This is a genomic window from Aquabacterium sp., from assembly GCF_029946005.1.
GTDB lineage: Bacteria > Pseudomonadota > Gammaproteobacteria > Burkholderiales > Burkholderiaceae_C > Aquabacterium.
The window spans coordinates 313,648-334,313 of sequence record NZ_JAQSDR010000006.1; the positions used below are offsets into that span (position 1 = coordinate 313,648).

The following is a 20,666-nucleotide window of genomic DNA, read 5'->3' on the forward strand; positions in this document are numbered from 1 at the left end:
CACGCGGTTCGCCCCGGGCCTTAGCCTTCGCCGTACACGATCTGGGCCTGGCCCAGCGGCATCAGCTCCTTGAATCGCGCCAGGGCCTGATCACTGGGGTACACGCGGGCTGATTCGCCCAGGTCCAACTCGCCCCGGGCCGTCAACTCGGCCGCCTGGCGCTCCACCACCACACGGATCGGCAGGCCTTGGATGGTCTCTGGCTGATCGGGCTGGGCCGAGGGCACACGCCGCGCCGGGAACTCGCGCAACACATCGGCCACCGGCAAATGCTGACTCTTGGCGGTCACCCGCACGAAGCGCGCAAAGCGGCAACGCGCCGCCGCCAGGCTCCACACCTGCTGCACGTTCAGGCGCAGGCCACCCGAGAAACGATCGGTCTGCACCTTGCCCTGGATGATCACCAGTTCATCGTCCTTGAGCAACTCCTTGTTGGCGTCCAGCGTGTCCTGGTTGGCCACGGCCTCGATGCTTTCGCTCTTGTCGTCCAGCTTGAACAAGCCGACGCGGCCCCGCGTGCCATTGATGACGCGCAAGTCGCTGATGATGCCGGTCACCACCTGCACCTCGCGGCTGTCCTGCAGGTCGGCGATGCGCTGCTTGGCGAAGCGGCGCACCTCAGCCTCCGCCTCGTCAAACAGGTGGCCCGACAGGTAGAAACCGATGGCGGTTTTTTCCAGCGTGAGTTGTTCCTTCAAACCCCAGGGCTCGCTGAGCACCAGGTCGGGCTCGTTGGTGGACGCCGCGTGTGAATCGCCAAAGTCGAACAGGCCGCCTTGATCGGCATTGGCCAGTTGCGTGTCGGCGTAGTCAAAAGCCAGGGCCACACTGGCGAACAGGCCCGCGCGGTGCGGCTCCAGCGCGTCGAACGCACCGGCCTTGATCAGGGCTTCGACCACGCGTTTGTTGACGCGAGAGCGGTCCACCCGCGCGCAAAAATCGAAGAAGCTGGTGAAGGGGCCGCCCTCGTTGCGGCAGGCCACGATGGCCTCGATGGCGCCTTGCCCCGTGCCCTTGATGGCCCCCAGCGCATAGCAAATCGTCTTGTGGTCGATCGGCTCGAACTTCCAGGCGCCCGCGTTGACATTGGGCGGCGTGAAGGTGATGTTGAAGTTCTGCGTGGCGTCGTCGTGGAAGATCTTGAGCTTGTCCGTGTCGTCACTCGACACGCTCATATTGCCCGCGAAGAATTCGGCCGTGTAGTGCACCTTCAGCCAGGCCGTGTGGTACGCCAGCAAGGCATACGCCGCGGCGTGCGACTTGTTGAAGCCGTAGCCCGCGAACTTCTCCATCAGGTCGAAGATTTCATCGGCCTTGGCGGGCTTGATGTCGTTCTTGGCCGCACCTTCCGCGAAGATCGTGCGGTGCTCGGCCATCTCCTCGACCTTCTTCTTGCCCATGGCCCGGCGCAGCATGTCGGCGCCGCCCAGCGAGTAGCCGCCCACCTTCTGGGCCACCTGCATCACCTGCTCCTGGTACACCATGATCCCGTAGGTTTCCTTGAGCACCTCGGCCATCAAGGGGTGGGCGTACTCCACCTCTTCGCGGCCGTGCTTGCGCGCGCAGAACGAAGGAATCAGGTCCATGGGGCCGGGGCGGTACAAGGCCACCAGGGCAATGATGTCCTCGAAGACGCTGGGCTTGGCATCCCGCAACATGCCCTGCATGCCGCGTGATTCAAGCTGGAACACGGCCACCGTCTTGCCTTCAGAAAGCAGCCGGTAAGTGGCCGCGTCCTTCAGCGGGATCTTGGCGAAGTCGAAGTCCTTCTGGTCCGGGTGCCGCGCGATGATGAAGTCTTTGGCGGTCTCCAAAATGGTCAGCGTGGCCAGGCCCAGGAAGTCGAACTTGACCAGGCCGATGGCTTCGACGTCGTCCTTGTCGTACTGGCTGACGGCGCTGTCGCTGCCCGGCTGCATGTACAGCGGGCAGAAGTCGGTGATCTTGCCCGGCGCGATCAACACACCCCCGGCGTGCATGCCGATGTTGCGCACCATGCCTTCCACGCGCATGGCCAGGGTCAGCAACTCGGCCACCTCTTCTTCGGCGGCCTCGCGCTGCTCCAGCTCGGGCGCTTCCTTGCGGGCGTAGATGACGCCGGGGTCGGGGTTGGCGGGCACCCTGGCCAGCGTCACGCTCTTGCCGGGTGGCGCGGGGATCAGCTTGGCAATGCTGTCGACGTGGCCATAGCCCATGCCGAGCACGCGGCCCACGTCGCGCAGTGCGGCCTTGGCGGCCATGGTGCCGAAGGTGGCAATTTGCGAAACCGCTTCGCGGCCGTATTTGTCCTTGACGTAGTCAATGACGCGGTCGCGGTTGCCTTGGCAAAAGTCGATGTCGAAGTCGGGCATCGAGACCCGTTCGGGGTTCAGGAAACGCTCGAACAGCAGGTTGTACTGCAGCGGGTCCAGGTCGGTGATCTTCAGCGCGTAGGCCACCAGCGAACCAGCGCCGGAACCCCGGCCCGGGCCGACGGGGCAGCCGTTGTTCTTGGCCCAGTTGATGAAGTCGGCCACGATCAGGAAGTAGCCCGGGAAGCCCATCTTCAGGATCGTGTTGATCTCGAACTCAAGCCGCGCCACGTACTCGGGCCGCCTGCCCTCGCGCACCGCTTCATCGGGGAAGAGGTGCCTCAGGCGCTCTTCCAGGCCTTCGAAGGACAGCACGCGGAAGTAGTCCGACATGGGCATGGGCTTGCCCTGGTCCGGCCCGTCTTCCAGGATGGGCGTGGGGAAGTCGGGCAGTTGCGGCTTGCCCAGCACCAAGGTCAGCCCACAGCGGCGGGCGATGGCCGAGGTGTTGGCCACGGCCGAGGGGATGTCGGCGAACAGGGCCTCCATCTGCGCTTGCGTTTTGAAGTACTGCTCGCGCGTGAACTTCTTGACCCGGCGCGGGTTGCCAAGGGTTTCGCCCTCGGCGATGCACACGCGCGCTTCATGCGCCTCGAAATCATCGGGCGTCAAAAACTGCACGGGGTGGGTGGCCACCACGGGCAGGCCCAGGCGCGAGGCCAAAGGCACGGCGACCCGGATGTAGGTCTCGTTGGCGCCATGGCCCGAGCGCTGCAGCTCGATGTAGAAGCGCCCTTCGAAAATGCCGCCCAGGCGCTGTGCCAAAGCTTCCGCACGCGCCAGATCGCCTTGCGTGAGGGCTTGACCAATGACACCCATCTCGGCGCCAGACAGGGCGATCAACCCCGCTGACTTGGCCTGCAGATTGGCCCAGCTCACGGTGGCGTGCGTGCGCTGGCCGGGGGCCGTCCAGGCGTCACCCAACAGCTCGCTCAAATGCAGGTAACCCTGGCTGTTCTGGATGAGCAGCAATAAACGCGAGGCGGGGCGCTGGGGCTCGTCGGCCTCCAGCCAGACGTCGGCGCCGATGATGGGTTGCAAGCCTTTTTTCCGCGCTGCGGAATAAAACTTGACCGCACCGAACAGGTTGCTCAGGTCGGTGATGGCCAGGGCGGGCTGGCGGTCGTCTTTGGCGGCAGCGACCAGGTCGTCGATGCGCAAGGTGCCATCGACGACAGAAAACTCGGTGTGGGTGCGCAGGTGAATGAAGGGCATGGGCGGGATTGTAGAGAGCGCCCGGGGTTGGCTGTCCGTTAACCCATGCTGTTCACATCGTCCCGGGCATCGCGGAAGGCCTTGGGCGTCATGCCCAGCCAGCGCCGGAAGGTGCGGCTGAAGTTGGAGGTGTCTTGGTAGCCCAGGCTGTCGGCGATGGCCTCGATGCTCAGCGTGGTGTGCACCAACTGCCAGCAGGCCAGCTCTTCACGCACGGAGTCCAGCAGGCGCTGGTAGCTCATGCCTTCGTCCCCGAGGTGGCGGATCAGGGTGCGCGGGGAGACGTGCTCCAGCTTGGCCATGTCGACCAGCGAGGGATACTGGCCCGCGCCATCCAGCAGGCGTTGCTGCACGCGCGAAGCCACCGTGCCCAAACGCTGCTGGGCGAGTTGGCGTTCGCAGTCGCGCAAGGCGAGGCGGTAGGCCTCGGGGTCTGACGCCAGGCCCGGGCAATGCAGCAACTGCATCGGCAAGTCGATGCGCAACTGGTCTGACCCGAACTCGCTGCGCGGAAAGAAACGGCGGTAGTGCTCGACCCCGGCAGCCTCGGCGAAGGGCCAGTGCACGGTGACATGGGCGCGCACGTCCTGACCGGTGATGGTCTCCAGCACCCGCGTCACCCCGGCGGTGAAATGGCCCATGAGGTACTCGCGCACCTCGGGGGCGGACAGCAACTCAACCATCGTCAGCGTCAGCCCGCTCGCGATGCTCACGTCGAAGCGCGCCACACGCTGGCGCACCTCAAAAAACCGTTGCATCAGTTCCAGCACCTGCGCCACATCGCTGGCGGCCATGCCCGCATAGCCCAGCGCACCGTGGGCCGACACCTGCGTGCTTTGGCCCACCAACAAGCCCAGCCAAGGCCCTCCGACCAGGGCCTGCGCCCGAACGATCAAACGGCGGGTGTGTTCGAAGCTCATGAACAGATTGCCGCCGTGCAAGGTGGCCCAGTCCAGCCGGGTGCCATGCAGGATCTCGGCCTCGCTGAAGCCCTGGCGGCGCAGTTCGGCGCAAATCAAGCGGGCGTAGACCGGGTGCAATGCCGGCTTCAGCCAATCCACAGGCGTGTGCATTGCCATTCCTTCGCTCGACCGCAGTGTCACCAAATGACGAAATTCTGCCAGCACAGGCGGTGTCGCGTCTGTAGAGGAAAACGCACAGTCGCACCACGGACCACCGCATCTGAGGAGACACCCCATGCCCGCCGCCCTGCCAATGGCACCCACCGACCCGACCACCTACCGTGACCGCAAAAAAGCCCTCTGGCTGCTGTCCGTGCTCTTTCCGCTCACGGCCATGATTGGCCCTGCCGCCTACCTGCTGGGCCACAGCCACCCGCTGTGGTTCTTCGCCGGCCCGATCATGGTGTACCTCGGCGTTCCGCTGCTGGATGCCATCTTCTACGAAGACAAGAGCAACCCACCGGAGGCCGCCGTGCCCCGGCTGGAAGCCGACCGCTATTACCGCTGGATCACCTACGCGGTGGTGCCGGTGCTGTGGGGCACCACCCTGTTCAACGTGGTCTTCCTGGCCACCCATGAGCTGCCCTGGTACGCCTGGCTGGCCACCGCCCTGTTCACAGGTTCGATGCAGGGCGCGAGCCTGACCCTCAGCCACGAACTGGGCCACAAGAAGGACTGGTTGGGCCGCAAGGTCGCTTTGTTCAACTCGGCACTGTGCGCTTATGGGCACTTCTCGATCGAGCACAACCGGGGCCACCACCGCCATGTGTCGACCCCGGAAGACCCCGCCTCGTCCAAGATGGGCGAAAGCATCTACCGCTTCGTGTTCCGCGAAATGCCCGGCGCCTACTTTCGCGCCTGGGACCTGGAAGCAGAGCGCCTGGAGCGCAAGGGGCAATCTGTCTGGAGCCTGGACAACGAGATCATTCAGGCGGGCTTGCTGACCATCGGCCTGTATGGTGGGCTGATCGCCGTGTTCGGCCCGAAGATGGTGCCCATCCTGGCCATCGTGGCGTTCTGGGGCGCTTTCCAGCTGACCTCGGCCAACTACATCGAGCACTACGGCTTGCTGCGTCAGAAACTGCCCAATGGCCGCTACGAACCTTGCCAGCCGCATCACTCGTGGAACAGCAACCACTTGGTGTCCAACCTCGTGGTCTTCCAGTTGCAGCGCCATTCGGACCACCACGCCAACCCCACGCGCAGCTACCAGTCGCTGCGCGACTTCCCGGACCTGCCCACCCTGCCCTCCGGCTACTTCGGCATGTTCCTGGTGGCCTATGTGCCGCCGCTCTGGTATGCCGTCATGGACCCCTTGCTCCTCAAGGCCACAGGCGGTGAAGTGAGCCGCATCAATTTCCTGCCCGCCAAGCGGGCCAGGCTGATGCGCCGCCATGGGCTGAGCGAGGGTGGCGCAGAAGGCGATCGGCTCGCGGCCGCTTGAGTGTGCTGCGGCCGACCTTTCTACAATGGGTCCATGCAGCACGCCATCCTGAACATCTCGTCTTACCTGTTCGTGACCCTGAATGACACGGTCGCACTGAGGGAGCGCCTTCACGAGCGCGCCCACACACTCGGCTTGAAGGGAACCGTGCTGATCGCCGAAGAGGGCATCAACCTCTTCTTGGCCGGACCGGCAGAAGCGGTGCGAGCCTGGGTGACTGACCTGCAGTCCGACCCGCGATTCACGCACATCGCGCCCAAAGAAAGCTGGTCAGAAACGACGCCGTTCAAAAGGCTGCTGGTCAAGGTTAAGAACGAGATCATCCGCATGAACCACCCCACCATCCGCCCGGATGTGGAAGGGGCAGAAGGCCGCGCGCCCGCCGTGGACGCGCCCACTCTGAAGCGCTGGCTGGACCAGGGCCATGACGACGACGGCCGCGAGGTCGTCACGCTGGACACGCGCAATGCCTTCGAGGTGGATTTCGGCACCTTCGAGGGCGCCATTGACTGGCGCCTGGGCAAATTCAGCGAGTTCCCGGACCAGGTGCTGGCCCACAAGGATGGTTTCCAAGGCAAGACCGTGGTGAGCTTTTGCACCGGCGGCATCCGCTGCGAAAAAGCGGCCCTGTTCATGGCCGAGGCCGGCGTGGACCATGTCTACCAGCTGGACGGCGGCATCCTCAAGTACTTTGAGCTGGCGGGCGGGGCGCACTACCAGGGCACTTGCTTCGTGTTCGATGAGCGAGAAGCGCTGGGGGCGGATTTGGCGCCAGGCCGCTGACAAACTGACCCACCGTCAAAGTTCAAGGCGGCGTGGGGTCAAAGTCATCGTCCAAGGCGAATTCGCCCCGCTTGTAGGCGTCGATGATGGACAGGGCTTCTTCCACGAAGGCCTGCCGCACGCGCAGCTTGGCACCACCCACCGGACTCATGGCCCTCTCCAAGCGCCTGCTTCAACCCAGTGGGTTGGATGCCTCGGCCGCCTGCTTCGGAAATTTCTTGATCAGCCACTTCAGGACCTCCAGCTGATCCTGCGATGTGGCACGGCGCACCTGGATCAACAGTTTCTGCAAATCAGGCCTCGTCAGGGTGGCGTTGGACGCGCCTTCATTGCACACAGAACAAATGGCTCGAAGATTGGAGGGGTCATCTGTGCCACCCACGCTTTTGTCAATGACGTGACCTAAATGCAGCCTGGTTTTTCTGGTGCTGTCATAAGGGTGCGTCTCACCAGCCACCGCGCCACACATCTGACAGGTGAATCCATTGCGATCTAATACAAAAGCCCGCGTTTCTTTTGAAATGCCACGTGCAAATGCCGGTTGGGGCTTCGCAATTTCCAGAAGGTATTGCCCGGGCTTCAACTCGCTGCGGTCGTTGTGCGTCAGGATCAAAAAGCCTTCCTCGGTGCGGAGTTCACGGACGCGCCGCCCCCATTCCGACTGATTGTCGGCAATCACGCGCAACTCTTCCGAATCCATGACGCGGCCAATGTTAGCCAGGAAGTGGGCACGCAATTTACCGCGTGCGCCGCCCCGAGCCACCTTTGCCTTGCTCATGCCGCGGCTCTTTTCAGTTTTGGCTTTGCCGCAGCATCGAAGGCCGCGTGGATTTGCAGACCGACTGCGCAAGCCACCGGTGGCGGAAAGGCATTGCCAATTTGGCGGTAGGCAGAAGTTTTCTTGCCGCTGAATTGCCAGCTGTCGGGAAAGCCCTGGATCCGGGCCGCCATTCGAACGGTGAGCCGAGGCATGCCCACGAAATCTTTGTCGGGCACCTCATTGGCGATGCCCATACCGTCAACACCCAGGGCAGCCCATGCTTTTTTGGCACGAGTCGGGCCAAGATCCGGACCCCCATGTTTTTTGCTGCCCCCCACCAAGGTGGGACCAATGGCACAGGCCCGCTCTCGCCAGGGCTTGGCGCCCCGCCAGCCATTGGAGGCCATGAGGTCAAAAAGTGCATCGCCCACCGTGGGCGCCGGAACAGGGTGGGCAGAAGGCCAGATGAAGTGCTCCCAGACCTTCTTCTTCAAAGCGACAAAAACCACCCTGGGGCGCAACTGAGGCACGCCAAAATCACTGGCATGCAGTAGCCGCCACTCTGCCACATACCCTAGTTTATTCAGATCATTGACGATCTTGGCGCGGTATTCATCGAAAACGGAATCCAGCAAGCCACGAACATTTTCAAGCATCACTGCCTGAGGCTTGCATTCAGACACCAAGCGAATGGCCTCGGGAAACAGATCTCTCTCGTCTTCCTGGCCAAGTTGTTTGCCTGCTTTTGAAAATGGAGGGCAAGGCACGCCGCCCGCCAAAAGCTCAACGCCCTTCCATTTTTCAGCTGAATAGTGGCGCAGATCACCTTCGGTCACATTCCAACCGATGCGGTTGATGCGCAGCGTTTGACAGGCAGCCGCCTCAAGCTCCACCAAGCTGACGTGGTCGAACCCGGCTTGCTCCAAGCCCAAGGCTTGGCCACCAGCACCCGCACAGATTTCTATAGAGCTCAAGGCCATGGCATACGATCATTCAAAATTCACCCATGAACACTGTGTAACTATACAGTGCTTATCAGCGTACCCATCAGGTCATGCTGACTGCGCCTGCAGCAGCGACACCAGCCCTTGGTAAGGCAGCAAATTGGTCCGAACCACCTTGTCAATCGGCTCGACAAACCCATCCTGCATCCAGCGCGCCGCCAGCAGCACATTCATGCCGATCATGCCCTCGGCCAGCAAATCAAGACTGAGCTCGGGCAGATCACTGGCCGGAATCATGCGCCCCAAGTGCAGCTTGAGCAGTTCGGAGTAATCGCGCGCCGTGGCGCCGCTGAAAGCCGCCACCTCGTTGTCAATGCTCAATGAATCGACCAGCATGATCCGACCCCGCCGGGGATCGTCGCGGATGAACTCCAGGAACACGCGGATGGCGGGCTCCAGCAAGCCCAGGGGCGTCTTCTCCGCCGAGGCCATCACCGCCAGGGTCTTGGCCATCAGCTCTTCGCGCAAATGCGCGTACACCGCGATGAACAACTGCGGCAGCGTCTTGAACGACTCGTAAAAGTAGCGCTCCGTCAGATGCGCGGCCACGCACACCTCGCGCACGGTCGCGGCGTGGTAGCCCTTCGTGCCGAACACCTCGATGGCGCCGTCGATGAGCTTGACCCGCCGCTGGCGCTGGCGGTCCTCGGGCAAGACACCACCGTAGCGGCGCTTGTTCGGGGGGCTGGTGTCAGAAATTAGTCCGTCCATAGGGATCACTATATTGACATGGATCATTGTCAAAGTTAATCTGACATGATTCTTTGTCACAAAAACGGATTTGACAAGTCTCATGAACCCCCATTCGAACCTGGCTTACAAGCCCCCCGCCGATGCGCAAACTGCCCCCGTGCAGCGCCACAAGATCCTGGTGATCGGCACCGGTTTTTCCGGCCTGTGCATGGGCGTGAAGCTGCGCGAAATGGGCGAAAACGACTTCGTGCTGCTGGAGCGCGCCGACGACGTGGGCGGCACCTGGCGTGACAACACCTACCCGGGCTGCGCCTGCGATGTGCCCTCGCATTTGTACTCTTTCTCGTTCGAGCCCAACCCGAACTGGTCGCGCATGTACGCGCCGCAACCCGAGATCTACGCCTACCTCAAGGGCGTGGCCACCAAATACGACCTGCTCAAGCACATCCGATTCAACGCCAACCTGAACAGCGCGCGCTTCGATGATCAGCGCAAGCTGTGGGTGGTCGAGGCCGACGATGGCCGCGTCTTTGAGGCCGACATCCTGGTGTCCGGCATGGGCGGCCTGAGCAACCCCGCCACGCCCAACATCAAGGGCCTGGACAAGTTCAAGGGCGCCACTTTCCACTCCGCCACCTGGGACCACGACTACGACCTGGTCGGCAAGCGCGTGGCCGTGATTGGCAGTGGCGCCAGCGCCATCCAGTTCGTCCCCAACATCGCACCCAAGGTTGAGCAGCTGTACTACTTCCAGCGCACGCCGCCCTGGGTCGTGCCCAAGGACGACCGCCCGCTGACGCAGCGCGAGCAGGCCGACTTCAGCGCCAACCCCTGGCGCCAAACCTGGGAGCGCACCAAGCTGTACTGGACCATGGAGCTGCGCTTCCTGGCCTTCAAGTTCAAGCCCGAGTGGATGGGCCTGGTGGCCAAGGTCGCCAAGCACAAGATCCGCCAGGCCATCAAAGACCCGGTGCTGCAAAAGAAGCTCACGCCCGACTACACCCCCGGCTGCAAACGCCTGCTGATCTCGAACGACTACTACCCGGCCCTGGCCCGCACCAACATCGATGTCATCACCGAAGGCATCCAGGAAGTGACGCCACGCGGCGTGGTCACCAGCGATGGCGTGGAGCGCCCGGTGGACGCCATCATCCTGGGCACGGGCTTCAAGGTGCAGGACCCGATCCCGCGCCAGACCATTTTCGGCAAGGGCGGCATCGACCTGGCCGACGTGTGGAAGCAAGGCCCTGAAGCCTACCTGGGCGTGGCCGTGTCGGGCTTCCCCAACTTCTTCATGCTGATGGGCCCGAACACCGGTCTGGGCCACAACTCCATGGTCTTCATGATCGAGTCGCAGGCGCATTACATCGTCAGCGCGATCAAGGCCATGAAAGAGCACCGCATCAAGGCACTCAACGTCAAACCCGAAGCGCAAGCGCAGTTCATCGACAAGGTGCAAAGCGAGTTGAAGCAAACGGTTTGGAGTTCAGGTTGCAAGAGCTGGTATGTGGACGACAAGGGGCGAAACTCCTTGCTGTGGCCAGGCTTTACATTTGCGTACCGTTTGAAGACGCGCCACTTCAATCTTTCGAAATACACCGCGGACAAAGCATGAGCATCCAAGCAGTCATCGCCAACATGATTCTTCGTTGGCAGTTCAAAAGCAAGGGCCGTGGTCCGATTGATGTGCCCAAAGTCCGCCACATGATCACCAAGGCGGCCAGTCGCTACCCCGCGCCCCCGAAGGAGATCAAACACACTCCGGTGGCGGCCAAGGGCGACTCGGGCTTGTGCGCCGCCGAATGGCTGAGCGTGGCCAACCCGCAGCGCACCGTGTTGTATTTCCACGGGGGCGGTTACTTTTTCTGTGGCCTGGACACCCACCGCCCCACCTGCTCCTACCTGGCCCGCAGTGCCCAGGCTCAGGTGCTGTCGGTCGATTACCGCATGGCCCCCGAGAACATTTTCCCGGCCGCCGTCGATGACGCCGTGGCCTGGTGGAAAGAGCTGCTGAGCCAGGGCATCTCGCCTAAGAGCGTGGTGTTCGCGGGCGACTCGGCCGGGGGTGGCCTGGCCATGGCCTGCCTGGTGGCCTCGCGCGACCAAGGCCTGCCGATGCCCTCGGGCGCGGTGCTGTTCTCACCCTGGGCCGACTTGTCTTGCTCTGGTGAAACCATGAAGACGCTGGCCGATGCCGACGTGATGTTCAACCCCGAATCCCTGCCGCAAGCCGCGACGTTTTACCTGGCAGGGCAATCGGCCACGCACCCGCTGGCCTCGCCGCTGTTCGCTGACCTGAAGGGCCTGCCGCCCCTCATGATCCACGCCAGCAAGCACGAGATCCTGCTGTCCGACTCGACCCGCCTGCACGACCGCGCGCGCCAGCAAGGCGTGCAAAGCGAGATTCACCTGAAGGCCAAGATGCCGCACGTTTGGCCCACGATGGTGATGTTGCCTGAAGGGCGCCAGAGCCTGAAAGAATCCGCCCAGTTCATCACGCGCGTCACGACCGGAGCCTGATCGCCATGAAGTCCTTCAAGAACAAGGTTGCCGCCATCACCGGCGCGGCCTCCGGCATGGGCCGCACCCTGGCCGTTGAGCTGGCCAAGCGTGGCTGCCACCTGGCCCTGAGCGATGTCAACGAGGCCGACCTGGCCAAGACGGCCCAACTGGCTGGCGTGCACGGCGTCAAGGTCACCATCGCCAAGCTGGACGTGGCCAACCGCGACGCTGTCTTCGCCTGGGCCGACCAGGTCGCCCAGGACCATGGCCGGGTCAATTTGATCTTCAACAATGCGGGCGTGGCGCTGACGGCCCCCGCCGATTCGGTCTCGATCACCGACTTCGAGTGGATCATGGGCATCAACTTCTGGGGCGTGATCCACGGCACCCAGGCCTTCATGCCGCACCTGAAAGCCTCGGGCGATGGCCACGTCATCAACACCTCCAGCCTGTTCGGGCTGATGGCCGTGCCCACGCAAGGCACCTACAACGCCAGCAAGTTCGCCGTGCGCGGCTACACCGAAGCTCTGCGCATGGAGCTTGAAATGCAAGGTTCGTGCGTCAGCGCCACTTGCGTGCACCCGGGCGGCATCGCCACCAACATCGCCATGGCTGGCAAGATCGACCCGGCGATGGAAAAACTCACGGGCGTCAGTGCCGAGGCGCAAAAGCGCCGGGCCAACAAGTTGATCAACGTCACCACCGCCGAATCGGCGGCTTTGCAGATCCTCGCTGGCGTTGAGAACAACGAGCGCCGTGTGCTGGTCGGCCCGGATGCCAAGCGGCTGGACAAGTTGGTTCGCCTGCTGGGCTCCTGGTACCAGCCGCTGGTGATGCGCCAGCTGAAGCGCATGAACAAGCCACGCACCCAGGCCACCACGAACTGACACCCGCATGACCTGGCTCAATCGCATTTGGTGGTCGTGCGTCCTGTTGGGACTCGGCCTGGCAGTCGCTGTGACCGTCTCATGGGAGCCTGATCGCCAGATCGGGCCGCTGGTGGCCAACTGGGCGAAGGAGCCATCCACTTTCGTCGAGCTGGACAGCATGCAGGCCCACATCCGCGACACCGGGCCGCGCAATGATCCCGTGCCCATCGTGCTCTTGCATGGCATGGCCTCCAGCCTGCACAGCTGGGAAGGCTGGCAGCAGGAACTGCAAAAGACGCGGCGGGTCATCTCGGTCGACCTGCCGGGCTTTGGTCTGACTGGCCCCAGTCCTCAAGGCGAATACCACATTGATGCTTACACGCGCTTCGTGCTGCGCCTGCTGGATTCCCTGGGCGTCAAGCGGGTGATGCTGGTGGGCAATGCCCTGGGGGGTGAAGTGGCCTGGCAGACTGCCATCCTGGCGCCCGAGCGCGTGCGCAAGCTGGTGCTGATCGACTCCGACGGCTATGCGCAATCAGCGCTGTCCATGCCCGTCGCCTTCCAGATCGCCAGCGCGCGCAGTTGGCGATGGATCGCAGAGCGCATCCTGCCGCGCGCCGTGGTCGAGTCCAGCGTGCGCAGCGTGTTTGGCGACCCCAGCAAAGTCACGCCGGAAAAGGTTCAACGCTATTTCGAGTTGGCTTTGCGCGTGGGCAACCGGCGTGCGCTGTTCCAGCGCATGGACCAGGCGCAATGGGGCGCCAGCTCGCACATGATTCGGCGGGTGCAGCAACCCACGCTGGTGCTGTGGGGGCTGAAAGACGGGATGGTCTCGCCCGCCAATGGGTCGCAGTTCTGCCGGGAAATCCAGCACTGCACGCTGGTCACCTTTCCCGGCCTGGGCCACATTCCGCAAGAGGAAGATCCTCAGCAGACCTTGAAGGCAGCCATGCCCTTCCTGGCCCAATCAGCCAGCACAGCCCCCCGCAAGTAATTCAGGCCGTGAGGCGCCAACGGGCCTGCTGGATGACCGAAGCCACCACTTTGCCCAGGATCTTGTCGTAGCCCGCGCTGTTGAGCGCACCGGTGTCGTCAAAAGCCTGGTCGGCCTGCGAAATGCCCAATTGCTCAGGAACGACGACCATCGCAAAATTGGTGCTGAGGAAGGTGCGCACGATGGGCAAGGCCCGGATGCCACCCAGCGCCCCGGGTGAAGCTGCCAGCAATCCCACCGGTTTGCTGGCCGTGGTGGCAGCGCCACCTGGGTGGCCCTCGCCTTCGGGCACGGTCGACAGCCAATCGAAGCTGTTGATCAGCAAGGGCGTGGGCAGCGCGTTGTATTCAGGGCAAGCCAGCAGCAGGCCGTCGTGCGAGGCGAACAGCTCGCGCAACTTCAAGGCACCGGGTGGCACGCCGTGCTGGGCATCCCAATCGGCGTGGAAGATCGGCAGCTCAAGCGCGGCGAGGTCGACCGAGGTCGTATGAGCACCCAGCGCCTGCGCCTTGCGCTCGGCCAGGTCGGCCAATTGGCGGTTGTAGGAGCCTTGGCGGGCACTGCCAGCGATCACCAGCAGGCGGACAGGAGCAGAGACTTGGGTCATGGTCATCCAGTTAATGCAAATCGTTCATCAAAGCGAATCGTTGGGATCATGCCGGGAATTTGTCGAAAAGCCGCTACCCTTGGCGGATGTTCAGTTATCGACACGGCTTCCACGCGGGCAACCACGCCGATGTGCTCAAGCACATGGTTTTGGTGCAGCTGCTTTCGCACCTGCTGCTCAAAGACAAACCTTTCTGGGTCATCGACACCCACGCCGGTGGCGGGGTCTACGACCTGACCAGCACCTACGCGGCCAAGAGTGGTGAAGCACTCGACGGCATCGTCAAGGTCTGGCAAGCGCGCAATGCGGCCGACCTGCCCCAGGGCGTGGCCGACCTGCTTGAGCAGATCCGCGCCACCAACACGGGCGACCGCCTGGACTGGTACCCGGGCTCGCCACAGATCGCCGCTCAAATGCTGCGCGAGGGCGACCACCTGCGCCTGTTCGAACTCCACCCCAGCGAAATCAAGAACCTGCAAAACCACTTCTCGTCCGTCAAACGCGGCGTGAGCATCCAGGCAGCCGATGGCTTTGGTGGCCTGAAGGGCTGCGTGCCCCCGCCCCCGCGCCGTGGCTTGGTCCACATGGACCCGTCCTACGAGATCAAAGAAGACTACCGCCGCGTGGTGCAGGCCCTGAAAGACAATGTGCCGCGCTTTTCCACGGGCGTGTACGCCATCTGGTACCCCGAAGTCGCGCGCCGCGAATCCAACCAATTGCCAGCACAGCTCAAGCGCGCCGCAAGCGAGTTGTCGGTCGATTGGCTGCACGCCACCCTGCGGATCAAGGGCGCTTCGAAAGACGGCCTGGGCCTGCATGGCAGCGGCATGTTCGTCATCAACCCGCCGCACACGCTGTACGACACCCTGGCCGAGGCGCTCCCTTGGCTCGTCGAAACCATCGGCATCGACGAGCACGCCGCCTACTCGCTGGAAGTTCAGCAGCGCTGACACCACGTCACTCGGCTCAGGCGGCCAAGTCAAACACCAGCACTTCGGCCGCCTGGCCTTGCTCCACCTTCAAGGCGGATTCTCCGTCCAGCAGCAAGGCGTCACCGGTTTCCAGCACCTCGCCATTCACCACCACCTGGCCGCGTGCCACATGCACGTAAGCCTTGCGTGATGGATCAAGCGCCAACTCGGCCTGCTCATCACCATCAAACAAGCCCACCGACAGCGTGGCGTCCGCGTGGATCGTCACCGAACCCTCGCGGCCATCGGGTGAGGCGACCAGGCGCAGGCGACCGCGCTTGTCTTCGGCGGAAAAGTTCTTCTGCTCGTAGCCCGGCTTGATGCCATCCTCGGACGGCATGATCCAGATCTGCAGCAGGTGCGTGCGCTCGCTCAAGCTCTGGTTGAACTCGCTGTGCAGGATCCCGGTGCCCGCGCTCATGCGCTGCACGTCGCCCGGCAGGATGTTTTCGCCATTGCCCAGGTTGTCCTGGTGGCGCAACACGCCCTCCAGCACATAGGTCACGATCTCCATGTCGCGGTGGCCGTGCTGGCCAAAGCCACGCCCAGGGGCGATCACATCGTCGTTGATCACGCGCAGCGGGCCAAAGCCCATGTGGGCCGGGTCGCGGTACTCGGCGAAGGAAAAACTGTGAAAGCTTTGCAGCCAACCATGGTCGGCATGGCCGCGGTCTTGGGATCTGCGAAGGGTCTTCATGGTGGGCTCCTTTCAAAGCATCTCAACGGGAGAGCCTCCAATGTAGATCGCCCGCCACCGTTCATCATTCACCCCGATCTGATGGCATCATTCGATTTATTTGAATGGCATTTTTCATGTCTGAACGCCGCCACGCCCTCACCCCCGATGCCCTGCTGATGATGGACACCATCGACCGCACCGGCAGCTTCGCGGCGGCGGCGCGTGAGCTCGGCAAGGTCCCTTCGGCCCTGACCTACAGCGTGCGTCAACTGGAAGAAGCGCTCGACGTGTTGCTGTTCGACCGCCGCTCGCGCCAGGCCAAGCTCACCGCCGCCGGCGAAGAGCTGCTGCACGAAGGCCGCCTCTTGCTCAAGCAAATGGACGCCGTCGCCAACCGCGTGCAGCGCGTGGCCTCCGGCTGGGAAACCCAGTTGACCATCGCCATCGACAACGCTGTGGCGCCCAGTGCCATTTTCGACCTGATTGAAGCCTTCTACGCCCTCAACCCGCCCACGCGGTTGAAGCTGCGCAGCGAAGTGCTCAATGGCACCTGGGAAGCGCTGGTCTCGGGCCAGGCCGACCTGGCCATCGGCGTGCCGGGCGATCGGCAGTCGTCGTCCAGCCTCCGCTTCGAACCGCTGGGCGAACTGGAGTTCGTGCTGTCCGTGGCCCCGCATCACCCCTTGGCCAATGAAACCGAGCCCCTGCCCGTCAGCACCCTGGCCCTGCACCGCATCATCGCCGTGGCTGACACCGCCCGCGACCTGCAACCCATCACCGTCGGCATCCAGCCAGGGCAGGATGTGCTCACCCTGCCGTCCATGTCGGGCAAGCTGCAGGCCATGCTGCGAGGTTTGGGCTGCGGCTTCTTGCCCGAACCCATCGTGCGGCCCCACATCGAGGCCGGTCGGCTGGTCCTGAAAACCGTGGATCAACCAAGGCGCCTGAACCAGACCTGCTACGCCTGGCGGCAGCAATCGACCCGACCCGGCCATGCCCTCGACTGGTGGCTCCAGCAACTCAGCCGGCCCGCAACGCGCACCGCCCTGTTGTCCCTGCACGGAGACATGCTGCTGTGACCTCTCCTGCGCCGAGCCCCTACGTCGGTCGCTTCGCGCCATCGCCCACGGGCCCTCTGCACGCCGGCTCGCTGGTGGCGGCCCTGGCCAGTTGGCTGGATGCCCGCGCCCAAGGCGGCCGCTGGTTGTTGCGCATTGAAGATGTGGACACGCCGCGCTGCGTGCCTGGCGCCGATCAAGTCATCCTTGCGCAACTGGCCGCCCTGGGCCTGGTGCCAGACGAGCCGCCGGTCTACCAAAGCCAGCGCGGCTTGCTTTACCAAGCGGCGCTGGACTCGCTGGTGGCCCGCAACCTGGCCTACCCCTGCGCCTGCACGCGGGCCGACATCGCGCAGGCCAATGCCGCATTGGGCCTGGTCAAACCCCGGCACGGCGAGCTGGTCTACCCCGGCACCTGCCGACCTGAAAATGGCGGGCTGCGCGGACGTGCACCCCGCGCCTGGCGCTTGAGGGTGCCCCAGGGCCAGGCGGCGCGGTGGGGCTGGCAGGACCGGCGCCTGGGCGCGCAGACGCAAGCACTGGACACCACGGTGGGCGACTTCGTGGTTCGACGCGCCGATGGACTGTGGGCCTACCAGCTGGCGGTGGTCGTGGACGACGCCGCTCAAGGGATCACCCACATCGTCCGTGGTGAAGACCTGGCCGACAACACGCCGCGCCAGCAATGGCTGCAGCAATGCTTGGCGCTGCCCACACCGGTGTATTTGCACACCCCGCTGGTGTTGGGTCCGCATGGTGAAAAGCTGTCCAAACAGCACGGCGCCAAGGCACTTCAAGCATGCGACGCCCTGACCGATATTCACGGTGCTGGCCTGGTCTTGGGTTTGGATGCGTCCGAAATTACCCTTGAAAACTGGCTGAAAACCGCTGTAAATGCCTGGCCTTGGGCCTGATGCGGGCCCATCCCCTCAGCCAAGGGGTCAGATTTTTCCCGCAGGCGACCTGGCACTGCAACAATCTGTATCAATTTGGAAGTCAAGTGGTGTTCACGCACCACGCAGGAGTTATTCATGTTGTACCGCATCACCGCCGCCAGCTTGCTGGCCCTGGCCACGGCCACCTTGGCCCAAGCCGCCCCCATCGCCGACTACTCGGTCCAGTTCAACAGCCAATTCGACGCCGCTGCCCACCCTGAATTGGGACTGGTCAATGCCGACGTGACAGCTGATGGCTTGCAGACCCACGGTTTCTACAACGACCAGGGCGTCCCCTCCCAGATCACGCTGGACACCAGCGGCATCCTCCCATCCGCAGGCGACTACACCATCAAGATGGATTTCGGCGGAGTGGCCGTCACTCGCTGGTCGGTCAAGCTGCTGGACTTTGCCAACAGGACCCAGGACATCGGCCTGTACATCGACAACCACAACATCAGTTTTTACGACTATCAAGGCGGCTGGAACATGGGTTCAAGCCCACTGATCCAGGACAACACGGCCTTCAGCGTGACCATGAGCCGCAGCAGCGCCACCAAGCTGGTGGTCGGCTACATCAATGGCGTTCAACAGTTCAGCTTCCTGGACACCCTGGGCCTGGCCGTCTTCAACCCCAGCCAGTTCTACCTTTTCACCGATGACGTGGCGACCCCCGGCAGCGGCGGAGACGCCTACGAAAGCCGTGCGGGCATCATCAAGAGCATCGACCTCTACCAGACGGCTTTGAGCGCCACCGACGTGGCCTCCATCAGCGTCGTGCCGGAACCCGAGTCCTACGTCCTGGCCCTGATCGGCCTGTTGACGGTCGGCAGCCTGATGAAACGCCGTCGTGCCTGATCAAGCCATCGGCTGACTTCTGAACCTCTCCCAAACGCCCCTTCACCGGGGCGTTTTTCATGGGCCGGGCACTTGGATCACTTCACCAGAAAGTGCTCGCGGTAGTACGCCAGCTCGTCGATCGATTCGTGGATGTCGGCCAGCGCGGTGTGCATTTGCGCTTTTTTGAAGCCCTCGGCCAAGCCGGGTTTCCAGCGCTTGGCCAGCTCCTTGAGCGTGCTCACATCCAGGTTGCGGTAGTGGAAGAACGACTCCAGCTTGGGCATGTAATTGGCCAGGAAGCGCCGGTCTTGGCAGATTGAGTTGCCGCACATCGGCGACTTGTTGGTGGGCACGTACTGCTTTAAAAAGGCGATCACGGCCTGCACGGCCTGGTCCTCGTCCACGGTAGAGGCCTTGACCCGGTCGATCAGGCCGCTGCGGCCGTGGGTGCCCTTGTTCCAGGCGTCCATGCCATTGAGCATCTCGTCCGACTGGTGCACCGCGAAGACGGGCCCCTCGATGCGCACCGTCAGGTTGGGGTCCGTCACCACCACGGCGATTTCAATGATCCGGTCGGTGTCCGGCTTGAGCCCGGTCATTTCCAGGTCGATCCAGATCAGGTTCTGATCACTGGAGACCAGTGTGGGGGCAGCGTTGGAAAGCGTCGTGTCGATCATGAGGGGCAAACAATGGGTGAGCGAGTGCGGATTGTCGGGCAACTCGTACACTTGCAGCCATGCAATCAAGCACCCTCTCTCTGGTTTTTGCCGCTTTCCTGCTGGCGTCCGTGGTCACCAAACTGTGGCTGGCCAACCGCCAGGTTCGGCACGTGGTCACCCACCGTGGCCAGGTTCCCGCTGGTTTTGACATGGCCGTGGGCCTGTACAACCACCAGCGCGCCGCCGACTACACCGTCGACAAACTGCGTTTCGACCTGGTCGGCATGGCGATTGGCACAGCGGTCTTGGTGGGCTGGACGCTGCTGGGCGGGCTGGATGCCCTCAACGGTGTTCTGCGCGATGCCCTGGTGCCGAGCCATGGCCCACTGGTCTACCAACTGGCCTTGCTGCTCAGCTTCGGCCTCATCAGCAGCCTGGTCGACCTGCCCCTGGCCGCCTGGAGCACCTTCCGCATTGAGCAGCGCCACGGGTTCAACCGCATGAGCCTCAAGATGTGGATCGGCGACCAGCTCAAGGAAGCCCTGCTGGGCTTGCTACTCGGCGCCCCGATCGCGGCCCTGATCCTTTGGCTGATGGGCGCGGCCGGGCCGCAATGGTGGTTGTGGGCCTGGGGCGCCTGGGTGGGCTTCAGCCTGCTGTTGATGATCGTGTTCCCCATCTTCATCGCGCCACTGTTCAACAAATTTGCGCCGCTCGAAGACGACACCTTGAAGAACAAGGTTGAATCGCTCATGACCCGCTGCGGCTTCGCCGCCAAAGGCCTGTTCGTGATGGACGGCAGCAAGCGCTCCGCCCACGCCAATGCCTACTTCACCGGCCTGGGATCGTCCAAGCGCGTGGTGTTCTACGACACCCTGCTCAGCCGACTGAGCCATGGCGAGATCGAAGCCGTGCTGGCCCACGAACTGGGCCACTTCAAGCACAAGCACGTGCTCAAACGCATGGTCGGCATGTTCGCCATGAGCCTGCTGGGCTTTGCCTTGCTGGGCTGGTTGTCGCGCCAGGTCTTCTTCTACCAAGGCCTGGGCGTCACGCCCAACCTCAGCGCACCCAACGATGCACTCGCTTTGCTGCTGTTCATGCTGGCCGTGCCGGTGGTGATGTTCTTCGTGGCCCCGGTGTTCGCGCACTTCTCGCGCCGTGACGAGTTCCAGGCCGATGCCTATGCGTGCGCCCACGCCCAGGCCGACGACTTGCGCCAGGCCTTGATCAAGCTGTACAAGGACAACTCGTCCACCCTGACACCCGACCCGCTGTACGTGCGCTTTTACTACTCACACCCGCCCGCGTCCGAGCGCATGGCGGCCATGGGCCTGTGA

20 protein-coding genes are annotated in these 20,666 nt (G+C 63.3%); 11 read left to right on the forward strand and 9 right to left on the reverse strand.

Annotation, left to right across the window (positions count from 1 at the left end; translation table 11 throughout):
• Nucleotides 1-20: 20 nt before the first annotated feature.
• Together dnaE and PSV38_RS04490 are read right to left on the reverse strand one after the other, a co-directional pair.
• Nucleotides 21-3,566 (reverse strand): DNA polymerase III subunit alpha, encoded by a 3,546-nt coding sequence (gene dnaE, locus PSV38_RS04485; RefSeq protein WP_300545315.1) that lies wholly within the window; start codon nt 3,564-3,566, stop codon nt 21-23.
• A 38-nt stretch (nt 3,567-3,604) separates the two neighbouring features.
• On the reverse strand, nt 3,605-4,639 hold the full coding sequence (locus PSV38_RS04490) for an AraC family transcriptional regulator (protein WP_300545318.1): 1,035 nt from the start codon (nt 4,637-4,639) through the stop codon (nt 3,605-3,607).
• A gap of 124 nt (nt 4,640-4,763) precedes the next feature.
• Here PSV38_RS04490 and PSV38_RS04495 point away from each other — a divergent pair, with 124 nt between their 5' ends.
• The gene (locus PSV38_RS04495; protein ID WP_300545321.1) at nt 4,764-5,972 is read left to right on the forward strand and encodes an alkane 1-monooxygenase; all 1,209 of its coding nucleotides are present in this window, start codon (nt 4,764-4,766) and stop codon (nt 5,970-5,972) included.
• Nucleotides 5,973-6,005: 33 nt separating this feature from the next.
• On the forward strand, nt 6,006-6,755 hold the full coding sequence (locus PSV38_RS04500; protein WP_300545323.1) for a sulfurtransferase: 750 nt from the start codon (nt 6,006-6,008) through the stop codon (nt 6,753-6,755).
• 22 nt (nt 6,756-6,777) lie between these two features.
• On the opposite strand, the gene PSV38_RS04505 is transcribed toward PSV38_RS04500, so the two are convergent.
• The 4 genes from PSV38_RS04505 to PSV38_RS04520 form a co-directional block, all read right to left on the reverse strand.
• Nucleotides 6,778-6,906, reverse strand: a complete 129-nt coding sequence (locus PSV38_RS04505) for a hypothetical protein (RefSeq protein ID WP_300545326.1) — start codon at nt 6,904-6,906, stop codon at nt 6,778-6,780.
• Between the two features lie 21 nt (nt 6,907-6,927).
• Nucleotides 6,928-7,533, reverse strand: a complete 606-nt coding sequence (locus tag PSV38_RS04510) for an HNH endonuclease signature motif containing protein (RefSeq protein WP_300545328.1) — start codon at nt 7,531-7,533, stop codon at nt 6,928-6,930.
• Nucleotides 7,530-8,495, reverse strand: a complete 966-nt coding sequence (locus PSV38_RS04515; protein ID WP_300545330.1) for a DNA cytosine methyltransferase — start codon at nt 8,493-8,495, stop codon at nt 7,530-7,532. The genes PSV38_RS04510 and PSV38_RS04515 overlap by 4 nt, the downstream gene beginning before the upstream one ends.
• A 72-nt stretch (nt 8,496-8,567) precedes the next feature.
• On the reverse strand, nt 8,568-9,230 hold the full coding sequence (locus PSV38_RS04520) for a helix-turn-helix domain-containing protein (RefSeq protein WP_300545332.1): 663 nt from the start codon (nt 9,228-9,230) through the stop codon (nt 8,568-8,570).
• Between the two features lie 82 nt (nt 9,231-9,312).
• On the opposite strand from PSV38_RS04520, the gene PSV38_RS04525 reads away from it, so the two are divergent.
• Genes PSV38_RS04525 through PSV38_RS04540 form a run of 4 tightly spaced genes read left to right on the forward strand, consistent with a single transcriptional unit; the run spans nt 9,313 to nt 13,577 of the window.
• The gene (locus tag PSV38_RS04525; protein WP_300545334.1) at nt 9,313-10,827 is read left to right on the forward strand and encodes an NAD(P)/FAD-dependent oxidoreductase; all 1,515 of its coding nucleotides are present in this window, start codon (nt 9,313-9,315) and stop codon (nt 10,825-10,827) included.
• Nucleotides 10,824-11,732 carry an alpha/beta hydrolase gene (locus tag PSV38_RS04530; RefSeq protein WP_300545336.1) on the forward strand — a complete coding sequence of 303 codons (909 nt, stop codon included), beginning with the start codon at nt 10,824-10,826 and terminating at the stop codon, nt 11,730-11,732. Before PSV38_RS04525 ends, PSV38_RS04530 begins: the two co-directional genes overlap by 4 nt.
• Nucleotides 11,733-11,737: 5 nt before the next feature.
• Complete coding sequence (locus PSV38_RS04535; protein WP_300545338.1) at nt 11,738-12,601, forward strand: SDR family NAD(P)-dependent oxidoreductase; 864 nt, start codon at nt 11,738-11,740, stop codon at nt 12,599-12,601.
• A 7-nt stretch (nt 12,602-12,608) separates the two neighbouring features.
• Nucleotides 12,609-13,577, forward strand: a complete 969-nt coding sequence (locus PSV38_RS04540; RefSeq protein WP_300545341.1) for an alpha/beta hydrolase — start codon at nt 12,609-12,611, stop codon at nt 13,575-13,577.
• 1 nt (nt 13,578) lies between these two features.
• Here the strand turns inward: PSV38_RS04540 and PSV38_RS04545 are convergent, their stop codons facing one another.
• A complete protein-coding gene (locus PSV38_RS04545; RefSeq protein WP_300545344.1) occupies nt 13,579-14,184 on the reverse strand; it encodes an NAD(P)H-dependent oxidoreductase in 606 nt (201 codons plus the stop codon).
• A gap of 86 nt (nt 14,185-14,270) precedes the next feature.
• Here PSV38_RS04545 and rlmJ point away from each other — a divergent pair, with 86 nt between their 5' ends.
• Nucleotides 14,271-15,134, forward strand: coding sequence for a 23S rRNA (adenine(2030)-N(6))-methyltransferase RlmJ (rlmJ, locus tag PSV38_RS04550; protein ID WP_300545346.1), 864 nt, complete (start codon nt 14,271-14,273; stop codon nt 15,132-15,134).
• Nucleotides 15,135-15,150: 16 nt separating this feature from the next.
• Here the strand turns inward: rlmJ and PSV38_RS04555 are convergent, their stop codons facing one another.
• Nucleotides 15,151-15,852, reverse strand: coding sequence for a pirin family protein (locus PSV38_RS04555; protein ID WP_300545348.1), 702 nt, complete (start codon nt 15,850-15,852; stop codon nt 15,151-15,153).
• Between the two features lie 116 nt (nt 15,853-15,968).
• Between PSV38_RS04555 and PSV38_RS04560 the strand changes: the two genes are divergently transcribed.
• The 3 genes from PSV38_RS04560 (at nt 15,969) to PSV38_RS04570 (ending at nt 18,685) form a co-directional block, all read left to right on the forward strand.
• Complete coding sequence (locus tag PSV38_RS04560) at nt 15,969-16,913, forward strand: LysR substrate-binding domain-containing protein (RefSeq protein ID WP_300545350.1); 945 nt, start codon at nt 15,969-15,971, stop codon at nt 16,911-16,913.
• Entirely contained in the window at nt 16,910-17,806 is an 897-nt protein-coding gene (gene gluQRS / locus PSV38_RS04565; RefSeq protein ID WP_300545352.1) for a tRNA glutamyl-Q(34) synthetase GluQRS, read from the forward strand. The genes PSV38_RS04560 and gluQRS overlap by 4 nt, the downstream gene beginning before the upstream one ends.
• A gap of 117 nt (nt 17,807-17,923) precedes the next feature.
• Nucleotides 17,924-18,685, forward strand: a complete 762-nt coding sequence (locus PSV38_RS04570) for a PEP-CTERM sorting domain-containing protein (RefSeq protein WP_300545353.1) — start codon at nt 17,924-17,926, stop codon at nt 18,683-18,685.
• 77 nt (nt 18,686-18,762) lie between these two features.
• Here PSV38_RS04570 and orn read toward each other — a convergent pair whose 3' ends face one another.
• The gene (gene orn, locus PSV38_RS04575; RefSeq protein WP_300545356.1) at nt 18,763-19,344 is read right to left on the reverse strand and encodes an oligoribonuclease; all 582 of its coding nucleotides are present in this window, start codon (nt 19,342-19,344) and stop codon (nt 18,763-18,765) included.
• Between the two features lie 59 nt (nt 19,345-19,403).
• On the opposite strand from orn, the gene PSV38_RS04580 reads away from it, so the two are divergent.
• Nucleotides 19,404-20,666 (forward strand): M48 family metallopeptidase, encoded by a 1,263-nt coding sequence (locus tag PSV38_RS04580; protein WP_300545358.1) that lies wholly within the window; start codon nt 19,404-19,406, stop codon nt 20,664-20,666.